Source organism: Metabacillus sp. Hm71 (genome assembly GCF_051842955.2).
Lineage (GTDB): Bacteria > Bacillota > Bacilli > Bacillales > Bacillaceae > Metabacillus.
On record NZ_CM200278.1, the window covers coordinates 4,878,064 to 4,894,076 of the forward strand.

Sequence of the window (16,013 nt, forward strand, 5' to 3'; positions counted from 1 at the left end):
AACTCTCTCTTAATCTTTCTAGAAGAATAAAAGGAAATTCTATTCCAAATCTAACAAAATAATAGGATCTCAGCAAGAATTTCGTTGTAATCCTATTATAGCAGCAGTAAAAAAATGATATTGTCGTAATCCATAGAAAAGAAGCCTGCTTATTCAATCAAACAGGCTCCTTTTTTATTTACTTTGTTTTGCCTAAGTGATAACAATTTGTAATTTTTGTTATTGCTTCAATCAACGCATGAATATCAGCTGTTATTTTCTCACTTGCCTTCTTTGGAAGGGGCCCTTGTTCCTTTAAAAAGTCACTTAATGTCTTCATTGCTTGCTTGTAATGCCCTTGTTGATACTGCTCCCGCGACCTAGAAAATTGGATTCTTAATGTGTCCTCAATCTCTCCAGATTCTACATAACGCTGAATGACTGCTTCAACGTGATGAAATTTCCTTATGATATTACCATATCCAAGCAACTCGATTTGAGCGATAGAAGTGATGGCTGCTCCTCCATTCTCTTTCACTTCTAATCGATAGAAAGAATAGGCACCAGGGTTTTTGATTAAAAATGGCTTGGTGAATTTTCGCCAATGGAAACATTCATTTTCCCTTTTATCAAGAACCTGCCAAGCTTCACCATCTTTAGAACCTAATAATACCCAGCAATTGGGGTCCTGTTCCTCAACCTCGCCAGAAGTGATCGTGTACATCAACACTTCTTCAGGTCCATTTTCAAATTGATATTGTGCCCATGGTTGATTGCTTTTGAGCGACAGAATTGTGTTAGAAGTATTGTCAAATAACGTTTCAGCCCCACCTTTATCAGAATGCTGGGAGATCCCTTTCTTATGATCAGTCAAATCATACAAGATCGTTGGCTGCACGGATGTTCCATTTGTTGCTGGATCGGTAATCGACCTAGGTAAGGCCTCTAAGCCTGTTCCCCACTCTGATGGCTCGCTTCCCATTTCAAACTCCAAGGTTGCCCCATTAATTAGCGTTTTATGATCAATTGTTAACTGATCATGGAGTTTGCCATTTACTTTCATGCTTTGGACATATTTATTTTTATGACTAACATTTGGTGCTTTTATTATAATGGTGTTCCCATTTTCAAGGTGGATCGTCATTTTCTTAAAATAAGGAGCCCCTATTGCATATTCAGGTAAACCCATTTGCAGCGGATAAAATCCTGCAGCACTGAACAAATACCATGAAGACATTTCCCCGTTGTCTTCATCTCCAGGATACCCTTGGCCGATTTCACTGCCGATATATAATCTTGATAACACTTCACGGATTTTTTCCTGTGCCTTTGCCGGCTGCCCCGCATAGTTATACATGTAAAGAATGTGATGGGCAGGCTGGTTACTATGACCGTACATCCCCATCCTTACATCCCTCGCTTCAAGCATTTCATGGATGATGCTGCCATAATGCCCAGGGTAGGAGGCTGTCTCAGGAATAGAAAAAAAGGCATCCAGTTTTTCCGCCAATCCAGCTCTGCCCCCATAAAGATTTGCCAAGCCTTGACCATCCTGCGGTACGTGGAAAGCCATATTCCACGCATTTGTTTCTGTATAATCGCCACCCCAGGATTCAGGATTAAAGTTTTCAGCAGAGGTTCGCCATTCACCTGACGGCTCTTTTCCCATAAAAAAATTCACTTCAGAATTAAACATTTCAACATAGTTTTGGGCACGTTCTAAATAATAAACAGCATCCGTACAATATTGTTGATAATCTGGATTCGACTTATCCGTCAGCTCTGCCAGCATTCTTGCTATATTCGCAATCGCAAAGTCATTAATGTAGCCATCCATTGCCCACGACAATCCTTCACCAGTTGCTGTGCTAGTATAACGATTAAAGATTGATGTCGCTAATCCTTTTCGTCCCACACTTTCTTCATCACTCGCAACAGAAGCATTCTTTATTGCTGATTCATAAAAGGCCTTCACATCAAAGTTTGTTACTCCTTTTAAATAAGCATCAGCAAAAGCAACATCAGAGCTTGTGCCGACCATTAAATTCGCATAGCCAGGCGAAGACCATCTAGATATCCATCCCCCATCTTTATATTGCTGGATAAAGCCATTGATCATCTCACCAGCATTTGTCGGAGTAAACAAGACGTAACCTGGCCACGATGTTCGGTACGTATCCCAGAAACCATTATTGACATAGCACTTACCATCGACAATATTGGCACCTGTTTCTGTCGGTGTGTTTTCATTTGTCTGGTTTGAAAACGGACTAGCATACTGATAGATTGGTTTTTCTTCCGTACCTGTATTTTCATATCCAATATTAGGATATAAAAATAAACGATACATATTGGAATACAGGGTGATAAGTTCTTCTTTGCTTGCATCTTCCACTTCAATGATTTTCAGTTTTTCTTCCCATGCTTTTTTTGCAGCTTCTTTTACACTTTCAAAAGTGGCATCAGGTTTTATCTCCTGCTCAAGATTCCTTTTCGCCTGGTTGACACTAATCAATGACGTCGCGATTTTCATTGTCACGGTTTTATCCTCACCTGAGGTATCAAAACAATAATAGCCGGCAACATTGTCCCTGTTCTCTCCAACTAACTTCGCGCTGTCTACTACTTTCTTATCAAAGATTGCATAAATAAACATCCTTGTGCTTCCATCGGAAAGACCGCTTTTTACATCTGTATATCCGGTTAATGCCTGCTCTTCTGGATGTAATGTCAAGCCGCCTTCATTATTTACATTGTCAAAAATCAGACTGGATTTTTCACCGACAAATGTAAACGCAAACATTGCAGCACGGTTTGTTGGCGTTATTTCCGTTTTCATTCCATTCTCAAATGTAACTGAATAGTAATGTGGCTTCGCTATTTCATTTTCATGCTTAAATGCCAATGCACGCTTCTGTCGATTCGCACTTGGTTTTTCCAACGCCTGAGGCATGATTTGAAATGTCTGACGGTCTCCCATCCATGGACTTGTTTCATGACTTAGAGAAAATGCTTGAATTTCCGGCAAATTATCTGAGTTATTTGCCTGTTGGTACGTGTATAGCCAGCTTGTCGAACCGGCATCTGTCACAGGAGTCCAAAAGTTAAACCCATGTGGTACAGCCACTGCCGGAAAATTATTCCCTCTTGAAAAAGTTCCATTCGAGTTTGTGCCCCGCAAAATATTCACATAGTCTACTGGACTATTATAGATTTCCTCTTTCGGATTCCCTTCGATTTTAATATCATCAATACTGCCTTCAAAAATCGCCGGACCATTAGGATGATCATAGGCTATTAAAATTCGTTCAACCGTTTTCCCTTCAGCCACTTTTCCTATCATAGATGATTTGTAATTCCATTGATTAGGATATAATGTGTTGGATTTACCCTGTGCCTGGGGATGTAATTCAATGCCATGCTGATCCTTTGCCCCAAGCTCGCTAAGATAGGTTCCATCTGAAAATGCAAGATCGATAGCTACATAGGTACTTGAATAATCCATTTGTTTTTCATCCATAAACTGGGGATGAATATAATAGGAAAGCTTTGATTTTGAAGTAATCGCAATGTTAACATCGAAAATTTTATTATAAGAATAGGCTCTGCCTTCTGATACATGCCTTCCTGAGTAAAGAAGAGCTTTACCACCTGTCCATCCTGCATTGACTTTTCCGGTATAACTGTTTTTCGGACCATTCCCTATTTGTGAAATCATATTGGGAGATTCAACCTCTAGGGATTTTATCTGTTTCCTTTTGTCCACAACTAGATGCTGGTCATCACCTTTTCCATTATGAGTGATATTCTCCTGATTCGAATCATCTATAATGCCTCCTTTAACTCCTAAGGCTCTTTGATTTCCATCACGGTCAGTTTCTACAGCGTTTTTCCAAGTAAGTTGCACGTCTTTCTCTTCAAATGAAGTAGAAAAGTCTGTTGTTTCAAACTCCTGTGCAAATGCTGGACGAAGCTCGGTTGGAGTCACATAGTATTCACTCATTTACGTATATCTCCTCTAAGTAATATTTATCATATTGATATTGATTTATTTTCGCTCTGTTGACTATGATTCCGGTCCGACTGGAGTTAGTAACTTAATAAATAGACCTCCTACAACAGACCGGTTTTGAAAGTTTATTTGTTTTCCAGTGATCGTATCATACCAATCCGTAAAAGGAACACGACTCGGAGATTCGTTCAAAAAGTCCCATAGCGGTGCGATCATTTGCTCAAAATCACTTTGCGATTTTGCCAACGATGCACACCATACTAGCCAATCAGACTTAGTATAGGAATTCCTGTTGTCCAGAGGGGTTCCGAACTTGTTTTGTTTAGCTAGATAATAAGGGATTTCTTTCTCAACGATATCTTTTGGAAATAGATTTAGTCCGAATAGCCGATCCCAAACTAGGTTATATTTTAGACTCCATGTCTCATCAGTACTATCAAAGGTAAGCTTATAATGATCATCAGCTGCCGCCATTTCTACCCATTGTAATGCCATCTCTTTTGCCTTTTGGTAAAAAAGTTCTCCATCTTGTTTATCTAGCAACTTGCACATAATCGAGTAAGCTCCAATCCCAATTATGGCTTTAATCGACAGGTTGGCATTATGTGCCAAGTGTCCAGCAAAATCATCCGTACAAAGTTGATTTTCCGGATCAAGTCCATTTTCAATCAAATAATTTGCCCATTCAGTCAATAGGCCCCAGTTTTCTTTTGCAAAACTTGCATTTTTATCATAAAGACAAATAGAAGCCGCCATGATCAACATATTTCCGCATTCTTCGATTGGCATTTGGTATTCTAATTTATTTTCACCATACACTTGACCGTTTGCTTTTGGGTAACATCCAACATCGTGCGGCGCAAAATGAAATGTCCAATCCTCGCTTGCGGCGTATCGAAAAATTGGTCTCATCATCGCTTTAACAAACTCAGGATTATACCGTAAGAACAGCGGAATGGATGGGTAACTCACATCTACAGTGGCAATGCAGCCATTACTGAAGTTTTCTTTTGATAAAAATAAAGCTTCGCCAATTTCATCTATAACCAGCTTGTGAGCAGCAATCGCCTGTCTAAAGGAAAGTGCCATCAAATCCTTATATTTCTCTCCTCCTGCCTGTTGGCTTTCATTGATCAGTTCTCGATTGAATTCTTCACATTTTCGTTGAATTTCCTCGTATTGCGTGATTGCTAAGGTGATCATTTCTTCAAACGTCATTCCATTTCTGCGCCAATATGCACTCAAAGGCTTGCCAAAATATTCAATTGAATGGATATCATCATAAGCTAAAACCAGAAAGTGAGATACTTGAGTTTCATCAACTTCGCCAATATCTACTAGTGCAGCCATGACTGCCGGGTTTGACTGTACTGGTCTTGGCTGCTGCTCATCGTCTTTCTCTAGCAATTGTCTTGTTTCCACAAACTGCTTCCTTACGTCATAGGAATGGATAACCGTTTTTATTGAGCTTACTTGAGGTGAAGCTAAATAACAGTACCCCCAATCAATTCTTGTATCATCACCAACACGTCTTAAAATTGGCTGTTCTTCGGTACCCATATACATGGCAGAAATTTGTCCATTTATCAATTTTCTATCCCATACAATAGGTTGATCAGCTGTATTTACACACAGATCTCCAGATACATCAAAATAGATTTTGACATCATGAACGTTTCCATCGATGGAGCGTACATTAAATGTTATATATGATGCTGGCCTTGACAATAGATCTAAGTCATTTAGAAGCAGCGGTGTCATAAATTTCACTTCCAGCTCGATACCGTCTCCTTCAAATAAGTATGTAGTTGTTAACGGCTCAACTTTTAAAGACTTTTGTAAGAAAGCAGGTGGTTCCTCGTATTCTGCATCAGGAGCCATTTCAATTTTTCCCATGAATCGGCTAGTCTTTCCGTCTACCACAATCATACCGACCATGCTGTTGCGTTTATTTGTCCAATGCACCGTATGATGATCATAAAGATGATCACCGGCCGACCAAACACTGAAATAAGGATCAACTGTAATGAGCGGTACGGAAGGGGGTCTAAATTGTTGAATCATTTTATCTATCTCCTTTTAGCTATTATTTATATCTAAGTAAGGGAAAGGGAGAGCGCAATGCTCTCCTTTTTAGCACAACTCAGATCAATACGTGTTTAGTTTGATGTCCGATAGCGCATGAATTCTGTTCCTTCTTTTGCCTGTTTTGATATTTCATCAGCTACATCTTCAATTCCGACACTCTTTAATGCTTCACGAGATTCCTTAATTAAGTCCAGGGCTTCTTTTTCAGATTTAGCATGAATCGCCTGGAGGACAACATCTCCCAACGTATCAAACACAGGCTGAATTTGCTCAAAGTTTTCATGTCCCTGATACACGTTATAAGGATCTTTTCCTTCAATTGGCTTAATTCCATTTGGTGACATGATCTTTTTGAATTCTTCTTCTTTTTTGTATCGTTCATCATATTGATATCCATACGCACCGCCTGCTAAAGAAACGGTACGATATAAACCTGCTAATGTACCGTAAGAAGAACCAATTCCCTCATTAATCAATGCTTTAGGATCTTCTTTTAGTTTATCAACCCATTCTTTTTTCGCTTGAACCTTGCCATCAACCATGTCATAATGAACACCTTTGATACCGAAGTTTGTTAAGAGGAATCCTTCATCAGATGCCAAATAATCTAACATTTTCATAATTGCATCTAATTTTTCTTTAGAAACTGTATTTGGAACTGCAATAAGCTGAGATCCTGTTACATTCACTTCTGTTCGATGAGGATCACCGTTGAAATCATTTAATGGTCCTAATGGAACAAATTTATCTTGTAGTCCTGCTTTTACTAACCCCGTCCATAATCCAGGGAATTGATTTGGGACGACTGCATACTGTCCTTGTGTAAACTTTTCCTCGGCTATCGCACCGGTTTGTGTATATGCCTCCGGATCAAGCAATCCCTCATTGCGTAATTTTTGCATGTATAAAATATACTCTTCATATTCTTTTGTCATAAAATTTAATTGCGTATTGCCATTGTCATCAATCATCCAGCTGGAAGAACCTGCAACAGGTACAAACATTTCAGACATGATGTCTAAAGGCCACCCGCTTCCACCTGCTCCCAATGGAAAAACTGGCTTCCCATTAACCTGGAGATTCTCATCCTTTACCGCCTTCAGAAAATTGTAAAGATCCTCTGGCGTATGGACAGATTGTGGATCAATCCCAACCTTGTCAGCAATCTCTTTATTAACATATAATCCATATAACCAATTAATCACATCATCATCAGTAGCAGGATAACTAGCATGCAGCATAAATTGACCGCCCTCTTGTTTACTAATGATACTGTCGTATAAAGACGGTGACATATTTTCTTTCTTCACCAATTCTGCGAGATTTGGATATTTTTCGATGTATTCTGTTAGATCATGAAGCTGCCCCTCATTTGCTGCCTTTAACAAGGTTTCACTTTCTTTTCCCCAAGCAGGACCTGTATATAGATCGGGAAATTCACCGGTAGCAAAAACTTGAGTAATTTTTTCTACTTCACTCATCCCTTTTGGAAAGTCAAATTCCATTTTTACTCCTGTTTCTTCCAAAATCTTTTTAGCAACAGGATTATTGACAGCATCTTTTGGAGCATTTCCATCTGAACCGGCCCAGTTATGCAAAACCTTGATTGTAACAGGACCGTCCTCAGTTTCAGTACTTGTTTCCTGTTTCTGACAAGCAGCTAAAATAGTCAGCGAGAAAACCAGGAACAACGTCATGACTAGCTTAAAAGTCTGTTTCATCTTTCTCCCCCTAAATTGAATATTTTTTATATGATAACTTCTCTTTTAAAAGAGAAGGCTTATCCCTTCACCGAACCAATCATGACCCCTTTAACAAAGTACTTTTGCAAAAATGGATAGACACATAATATTGGCAAAGTCGCCACCATTAAAGTTGCCATCCGCAATGATTCCGGTGTTGTTTGCGCAACAGCCTGCAGTCCTACAGAGGTACCTGTTTGGGAAGCATTCTTTGCCGCATCAGCTTGTGCAAGTGACTGGCTTAACAGATCATTAAGCAATGTCTGAACAGGCAATAAATTTTTATCTGTCACAAAGTAGGTACCTGTAAACCAATCATTCCAGTGGAATACCCCAATAAATAATCCAATGGTGGCAAGGACAGGTGCAGATAAAGGTAAAATAATTTTCATGAATATCTTGAAATCCCCGCACCCATCAATCTTCGCTGACTCTTCTAAAGAACTAGGAATTTGCTGAAAAAAGGTTCTTAAGACAACAATGTTGAAGAAGTTATATAAAAATGGAATGACATACACCCAAAATGAGTCGATTAACCCTAATTCCCGATATAAAATAAATGTTGGGATCATTCCGCCGCCAAAAAGTGTCGGGATAAAGATGAAAAAGGTAAAAAAGGTTCTTCCCGGCAATGTTTTTTTCGTTAAGGCATAGGCAAATAACGCGCTTAAAAACACATGTAAAACCGTGCCAATCACTGTACGAAGAATCGTAATTTTATAGGCTTCCAGAAACTTTGTGTCTTGAAAGATCTGAATATAGTTTTCAAATGTAAAACCCTTCGGAAGAAAATAAATAGGGTTCTTCATCGCTTCCACCCCATCACTCAAGGAGTAAGCTAATATATAAATAAAGGGGTAAAGCGTACTAAAAGCAAATATCCCCAATATTGAATAGTTAATGATAGAGAATAGTGACCATTTTCCTTTCATTCACGCCTTCACTCCTTTACCATAAAGATGTTCCATTGACTTTTTTGCTAATTCGATTTGCTGTAATGATCAGAATTAATCCAATCATCCCCTGGAATAGCCCTACCGCTGTTGCATAACTAAAACGTCCTTGCTCCAAACCAGCCTTGATCACATAAACATCTAATACAGTACCTATCTTTGCCGTTGCCGGTGTGTTCAATAACAACAGCTGCTCATACCCAGCAGACATAATTCCTCCGCATGCAAGAATAAACAAAATGACCATTACACCTCTTATTGAGGGCAATGTCACATGCCACATCTGCCTGAATCGATTCGCGCCATCCATTTTTGCCGCCTCATATAATTGCGGGTCAACTCCCGAAATAGCTGCTAAATAAATAATGGCTCCCCATCCTACACCCTTCCAAACATCTGAGGCAATAATGATTTGATAAAAATAATTAACATTCCCTAAAAACTGGATTTTATCAAAGCCAAGCGCAGCAATAAGTTCATTTATTGGACCTCCGTACGGAGTTAACATTCGTTGCATAAGTGTGACAACGACAACCCAAGAGATAAAATGGGGTAAGTAAGAAATCGTTTGCACCGTTCTTTTAAACTTCGAAACTCTCACTTCATTTAACATTAGCGCTAATATAATAGGCATCGGAAAACCAATCAGCAGCTTCATCAAACTTATGATTAACGTATTTCGAATGATTTCCGCTGCTTGATAATAGGTAAAAAATTGTTGAAAGTACTTAAATCCAGCCCATGGACTTCCCAGAATTCCCTTTACAAAGTTAAAATCTTTAAAGGCAATGGTTATCCCATACAATGGAATATAAGAGAAGATAAAAAACCAAATAATCCCTGGAAGCAAAAAGAGATAGAATACTCTATGCTGCCATATTCTTAACCAGAGGTTTTGTTTCCTAGTTTTCGTTACATAAACGGGCTGGGAAGCTAGCTTTGTTTCCGTATGGTTTTTCACTTTTTCTCTCCTCCCATAGTTTCACTTATGAAGCCTTATATACAGCAACGTTATTACTTCCAATTTATTACGACTTTTGTTTGCTCAGTTGAACTGTGTTTATAGTTTAGAAAAACGGTTTTTGATGGTTCATGCCATTCGTATTTGATCGGTATCGTTACTTTCCCGATCACAAGCTTTGCTTCCATTGGCTTTTTTGGACAATATATTCGGGCTGCTGCCTTTATTTTTTCAGGTCCTCTAACGATCATCTCAAAGCCATTTTCAGACTGGTTTAATTCTTCAATCCTAGAGGAAGCTGCAATGACCTTTACATCCTCTTTATTAGAATCATAGTTTAGATCGTATAATAGAGCGTTTTCATCGGGCTTCAATTGAATGTGACCAAGTACCTTTAAAGTTGGATCAAACAAATCAACGAAGTTCCCTCTAATGATTAATGGGTCTGAACTCATTGATTCATCTACTACCGCTGCGATTCGATACGGTCCCCGTTGCAGCATAAAGTAATTTTTTTCTTCCAAGGTAATCTGTTGATCATAGGTCTCTAAACTATTTTTAACGATATCTCTTAACCAATCTGCACTTTTGTTCGATGTCGTCAATTCTTTAGGAGAAAGCCTTAAATAACCAAGAACGCCTTTGTCGATTCGATAGATTCCTTGATCAAGCTCGTTAACTAATCCTAAGCATTCAAAAAGATGTTCTCTAGGAAACTTATATTGGTGTTTTCCTGTATTCCACCATTCTCTAACCTTGTGGTATGGATCACGATCATCACCTACATAAATGAGTACTCCGCCTTCCTTCACCCATTGAGCAAGGGCATTATGCAAATCCGGATATTCAGGCTTTAAAAACTCATAGCTCAATATTAATAAACGGTAATCCTTTAAATAGTTTGAGAAGCGGCGAACATTATCTAGTTGAACAGGTCTGATCCATAATCCTCTCTTTAATAGCGGTAATGCTAATCCATAAAAATGCGAGAAGTTTAATAGTTCAATATCTTCCTCGTTACCTACTGAATCCGGATCTGTTCCATCATAACGAGCATTTGATTCATTTTCTTCATTCGAAAAATTCCTTCGTTGATACATCATTGAATCAGCAACAAGAACACCAATTTTTTCAGCATTTCCGTGAACATGGATGTCTTGCTGATCCATGTTGCCCAATGTATGCATAACGCTCAGCAGGTTTGTTGCATAGTCTTCTGGGATGGTTTCTACACCTGTACCATCTTCCTTAGGATATTTCCCTTCAAAAATTCTTTTTGGCCATGGTGAAATTTCAAAATGAGAGATTTCGGGATGCAATAGGGAAGCAACAACAGTTTTATAATAGTTTCTTCGGTAATCTGACCATGTATGTCTTGGATTATCTTCGATTGGATCATGTAAAAACCACATTCTTCGATCCGTCCCGCTTACAAGCTCCTGCATCATTCCATATTCTAAAAATGCGGTTTCAAAAGTCCGTTCCTTACGAACACCTTCATATACATTCGGTGTACGCGATGTTCCAGTCCAAATCTGGGCAATATAACCATCAATCGCCGGCAAATCAATCAGCATAGATTCCGGACTAATAATGCGCCATTGTGTATAGTTGATAAGACTATGTGTCGGAACATAGAATCGTAGAAACCGGTTATATTTGACTAACGCATACTCTTTTAACTCACTGCATAAACGGTCTAAAGCACGTTTATATAAATAAGCTTTCAGATGGGAAGCACGATACTCAGCATCAACAGATTCATGAGGCGGCTGCCATGGTTCCTTATAATAAATTTGCCACTCTCTTTTAAACGCTTCAGAATACCCTCCGTCCGCCCAAAATTCTGGTTCTTCTAAATGAATGGCCTCAACACCTGCATCAACCGCAGCTCTAATTCTTTCTGTCAAAAAATTCGTATAAGAAATGGTCGGCACCATATAGGGAACATCTTTTCCGTGTTGAATGTATGAATCATGTTTATTTTTTTGTGCTTCATCCCAATGATTCCGGCCATCGATTTTGCCATACAAATAGTCCTGATATTCTCCCCATGCAACCCCTGTCATTAAATGAACGACATAGCCTTTTTCTTTCCACGCTTTTATTCGCTCTGGCATCGTCCTATCAATTCCGTAAACCATCACAAAATCAGTTTGTAAATCATAGGTAGGCTTGTAAGGGGAAGATTCCTGAAAACCAATTCTTTCTTCACTTCGGTCCCTGATTATCATCCTAATTAATCGCTCCTATTTTAAGATTCATTTTCGTATTATGTAAGACAGGCCCCCTCTAAAAGTTACATCCCATCTAGAGGAGTTCACCTGCTTTATCCTTTTCGATTAGATAGAAAGCACTTTTTATTTACTAGGCAGGCCATTTGCTTTACGAAGGAGTTCAAAGTATTGATCTCCCCGTACAACCTCATATTCTTCACCTAAAGAATCTGCTATTTCCTTAATATCTGAAGGAGTAACAGTCCAAGATAGCATTCCCATTGAGATGAATAAAGGTGATGTTCCATCCCATTCGGCTGCTGCCTGCGCAATCGCCTCTTTTGCTTCTACTACACTTCCTGCACCGCGCAAAATCGACTGTGGAAGCTTCCCATTCAGGATGGATGTTCCTGTGTTATTTTCCCAGCTCATGAAAATTCCTTTAGGGTTAATATAATCGATATAGTCTTGTGCTTCGGTTTCAGATAATGGTACATTTTGCTCATCCACCCGATTTAATGCATATATAATATCCATACCGGTAAGCTTCATGTACTTATTTGTCTGCTCAGCAAATGTACTGAACGTTTCATCTGGCCAAGGTGTTGGGTAAATATAGCCTGCACCTGAAGGACCGACAACTAACAGATCATTCTCCGTTGCAGTTTGCTGATAATGACTTAGCATTATTGGAGCTGCATCATAAAGCAGCGGAGTGGTTGACCAGTTAATCGGCACACTTCCTCTTGCCTCATCATCCCAAAGCTGTCTTAATTTATGCTGGTTATACTGCAGATTGTCCCCCTCACCAAGTGTAAAGGTAACGTAAATTTTATTATCAAGTTCTGGTGCCGGCAGCGGCTTTTGTTTCTTAAGTTTCCCCTTTGTGCCTGAGAAGACGGTCATATTGTTAAACCAATCGGCAGCTAGGACATAAACGCTATGCCTTGACGTAATTTCTGTTGAGCTAAATTCTCCGGCAACATCGTTTCCAAACCATCCTAAATAAGGTGTATTTGGTTCAACATCTGACAGGATGCTCTCAAACAATTCCTTTTCTTCTGGATCATTTGATTCAAGCCAGAACACCATGGCTTTGTTTGCGACAGCATAATCTCTTAAATAACCATAAGGCTCGGTCACCTCTGACGATAACGGTTGAACATTTGATGCCGAAACTTTAAATTGGTTCCACATATCAATCGAAACGGTTAATTCCTGAGTACCTTCTGGCGGATCAAATTGATACACGAAATAATTGCCGTTATCCGCCCATCTATGTCCGCCAAAGCGCTCATCGGAACTTGAGTTATTGCGGTCATATAAAAACGGCTCTTCTTCTGCTGTTCCAGGTATAAATTGAGCAATGATTTTTCCATCTGCTTTCACTGTTACCTCATGTATAGCTGGGCCCCAGCCATCATTCGTAAACGCATCTTGGAAACGGAGATAAACAGCTTCTTCTCCAAGAAATTCAGACAAATCCGACTCATATACATCACGATTTGAGCTATCTCTAATCTGCTCATCTTCCTCAATAATGGTACGAAAATCGTTCCAATTGTCGTCAGGAAGGGCAACGCTTTTACTCGGGTTCAAGCCGATCAGCATACGGTGAGTCGTCTCCGGCCAAAGATTTTCAAATTGCCACTTATATGCATCCAACCCGTCTTTAAAACGCCCGCGGAAGTCTTCAATCACTTTTAAATTGTACGGTGCATTCGTAAGCTTCTCAGCGAGTTCAGGACTGGCAACCACTGCATTTTCCAATCCCGCCTTTGTTGTGGCAACATTGATCGAATCCTCGACTTCGGGATCATAGATGATAATGCCTGATATGTCATTTTTGTATTTCAAAATTAACTCCCAAGGATCCTCAATCATTGTATAAGGTACATTCAAATCATTTAACCAAGTATAGTTTCCTTCCTCATAATTCACTTCGATCGAATAAATTCTCGGCTTTTCGCGATTTACATTACCTTGCAGTGTAGTGAAAAGCAGCTTTTCATCGCCAGTATTATCTCTTAAATCAAGGACATCCAGATGCTTTGCCTCAGCAAATGTAGGCAGTGCCTGGTTTTCAGGCCAGTATATGTTTCCATTTTTGACTGATTCTGAATTTGCATCTTTAGCGTAGACAGCAGTTCCCGTAAGGACTAATAGCAATGTTAAACTTAACAATAAAAGTTTTCGGACCATATTATCCTCCCTATAAAAAAGTAGCCTAATCCTTAAAAACAACTTCACACAGGCATCAATTATTGCATTACCTCTTTCTGGAAAATATGTATGATTAAATGATCACCTCCTTGAATTTAGAAAATGATAAGTTTCTATTAATTTATTGTTAGCGCTTACTTTTTTGGAGTAAAGCTACTGTTCATTCTGGTATATTGATTATGATTCGGGTAAGTTAAATTTTCAAAATCTAAATTAGAAGATTATTAGTTTACTAAAATTTGGTTTATTTTATATATCAAAGCGGAAATATCATAAATGTTAATTGTAGATGTCGTAACAAAGAAGGAAGTTCATTCAAGAAGGGAACTAAGAAGCAATCAATACATGTAAAATCCTTAAGTGAACAATTTTTAATATTTGTTCACTATCAACTTTGTTATATACGATTATATATAATAATTCATTTATGTCAATAATACATTTGAAAAAATTGCATTATATCGAAATAAGCAGAATAAAAAAATACCCGATTTTATCAGGTATCTTAAAAGCAGATTAACTTTTCGATTTATTTAAAACCCCTGTCGTTTCCTTAACAATTAATTTCGGGGTGAGGTTTATCTTCTTATACTCAATGCGTGTATTGTTTTTTTGTTTATCAAGCATTTCCACCAATATCTTTGCAGCCTCTTGTCCCATTTCCTGTTCAGACTGAGAAATATGAGTATAAACACTAAACTCATCATATCCGGAAGACGGATCATCAAAGGTTAGAATCGATACATCCTCAGGAACTTTCAATCCAATCCTCTTTGCCAATCTGGAAATGTGCAATCCAAGCTTTGCATTCAGTGTAATATAAGCTGAAGCGTATTGAGAAGCGATAAATCGATACAACGGATGATCGTCATCCATGTTACCGTAATTCACTCTAAAGTCAGTAAGAATTAACGAGGGATTAATCATCGCTCCTTTCTCTTTAAATACATCCATATAGCCTTTAATCCGGTCTTCAACTGTAATGGTCGGAAGTGCAGAATCGGAACAGATAGCAATGTTCCGATGCCCTAAATCCCATAAATGATTAACAGCAAGTTTAGCTCCGCTGACACTGTCTGAATTCACATAATTCGTTTCAACTCCCGGCAAGTAGCGATCAATCAATACGAATGGAAAATGCCGAACCTTCAATTCCAAAATATCATCATTGTATGTTTCTGCATCTATAGGGAATATAAGAAGCCCGACAGCCTGCATCCGAAGCAATTCCCTTATCGCTTCCCGCTCTGATTCCTTTGAATTATCAGTGAGCATGATAACAAGATAATAATCTGATTGATTTAACACTTTTTTTATCCCATTGATTAACCTTATAGCAAAAAAATCATCAACCGACGGCATTATTAACCCAATCATTTTACGCTTACTCGAGTTTGGGGCTGGAATTTGTATTGATTCATCCATTAAAACCTTTCTATCTAAGTCATTCTCCATGTTTTTACCGGTTAACCGGTGGATACCTTCCTGGACAAAACTTCCTTTTCCTGGGATCCGATAAATCCAACCTTCCTTCGCCAATTCAGCCAATGCATTCGCAACGGTAATTCTACTCACATTAAATTTTTCCATTATTTCACGTTCCGGTGGAATTTTTTCATGCTCTGATAGCTTTTTGGAAGAAATTTGGTTCTTATAATATTCTTGAATCTGCAAGTACAATGGCGTCCTCGAATTTTGGTTATTTTGCATGAATGTTTACTCCTGTTCTCCTCGCGTCTTTATATCATTATATCATTTGAGTTTTTTATTTCAAGAAAGTCCAAATTCTTCATAAACGAACTTTTTTGATTACAACATATTGAATATTATCAAGTAATT

General features: G+C 38.6%; 8 protein-coding genes. All 8 read right to left on the minus strand.

Annotated elements, in window-relative coordinates; all coding sequences use genetic code 11:
• Positions 1-178: 178 nt before the first annotated feature.
• A complete protein-coding gene (locus ACSVDH_RS24085; protein ID WP_439252952.1) occupies positions 179-3,982 on the minus strand; it encodes a GH92 family glycosyl hydrolase in 3,804 nt (1,267 codons plus the stop codon).
• 63 nt (positions 3,983-4,045) lie between these two features.
• Positions 4,046-6,055: a glutaminase family protein gene (locus ACSVDH_RS24090; protein WP_439252950.1), complete on the minus strand. Its 2,010-nt coding sequence runs from the start codon at positions 6,053-6,055 to the stop codon at positions 4,046-4,048.
• Positions 6,056-6,150: 95 nt separating this feature from the next.
• A complete protein-coding gene (locus tag ACSVDH_RS24095; RefSeq protein WP_439252948.1) occupies positions 6,151-7,800 on the minus strand; it encodes an extracellular solute-binding protein in 1,650 nt (549 codons plus the stop codon).
• 59 nt (positions 7,801-7,859) lie between these two features.
• Positions 7,860-8,630, minus strand: a complete 771-nt coding sequence (locus ACSVDH_RS24100; protein WP_439252946.1) for a carbohydrate ABC transporter permease — start codon at positions 8,628-8,630, stop codon at positions 7,860-7,862.
• A 139-nt stretch (positions 8,631-8,769) separates the two neighbouring features.
• Entirely contained in the window at positions 8,770-9,735 is a 966-nt protein-coding gene (locus ACSVDH_RS24105) for an ABC transporter permease (RefSeq protein WP_439252944.1), read from the minus strand.
• A 53-nt stretch (positions 9,736-9,788) separates the two neighbouring features.
• Positions 9,789-11,969, minus strand: a complete 2,181-nt coding sequence (locus tag ACSVDH_RS24110; protein WP_439252942.1) for a hypothetical protein — start codon at positions 11,967-11,969, stop codon at positions 9,789-9,791.
• A 126-nt stretch (positions 11,970-12,095) separates the two neighbouring features.
• Complete coding sequence (locus tag ACSVDH_RS24115; RefSeq protein WP_439252940.1) at positions 12,096-14,153, minus strand: GxGYxYP domain-containing protein; 2,058 nt, start codon at positions 14,151-14,153, stop codon at positions 12,096-12,098.
• 537 nt (positions 14,154-14,690) lie between these two features.
• The gene (locus ACSVDH_RS24120; protein WP_439252938.1) at positions 14,691-15,884 is read right to left on the minus strand and encodes a GntR family transcriptional regulator; all 1,194 of its coding nucleotides are present in this window, start codon (positions 15,882-15,884) and stop codon (positions 14,691-14,693) included.
• Positions 15,885-16,013 lie beyond the last annotated feature (129 nt).

Bases quoted from the DNA above. Each gene is read 5' to 3' on its own strand.
- ACSVDH_RS24085 (WP_439252952.1), bottom strand. From the start codon at position 3,982: ATGAGTGAATACTATGTGACTCCAACCGAGCTTCGTCCAGCATTTGCA.
- ACSVDH_RS24090 (WP_439252950.1), bottom strand. From the start codon at position 6,055: ATGATTCAACAATTTAGACCCCCTTCCGTACCGCTCATTACAGTTGAT.
- ACSVDH_RS24095 (WP_439252948.1), bottom strand. From the start codon at position 7,800: ATGAAACAGACTTTTAAGCTAGTCATGACGTTGTTCCTGGTTTTCTCG.
- ACSVDH_RS24100 (WP_439252946.1), bottom strand. From the start codon at position 8,630: ATGAAGAACCCTATTTATTTTCTTCCGAAGGGTTTTACATTTGAAAAC.
- ACSVDH_RS24110 (WP_439252942.1), bottom strand. From the start codon at position 11,969: ATGATAATCAGGGACCGAAGTGAAGAAAGAATTGGTTTTCAGGAATCT.
- ACSVDH_RS24115 (WP_439252940.1), bottom strand. From the start codon at position 14,153: ATGGTCCGAAAACTTTTATTGTTAAGTTTAACATTGCTATTAGTCCTT.
- ACSVDH_RS24120 (WP_439252938.1), bottom strand. From the start codon at position 15,884: ATGCAAAATAACCAAAATTCGAGGACGCCATTGTACTTGCAGATTCAA.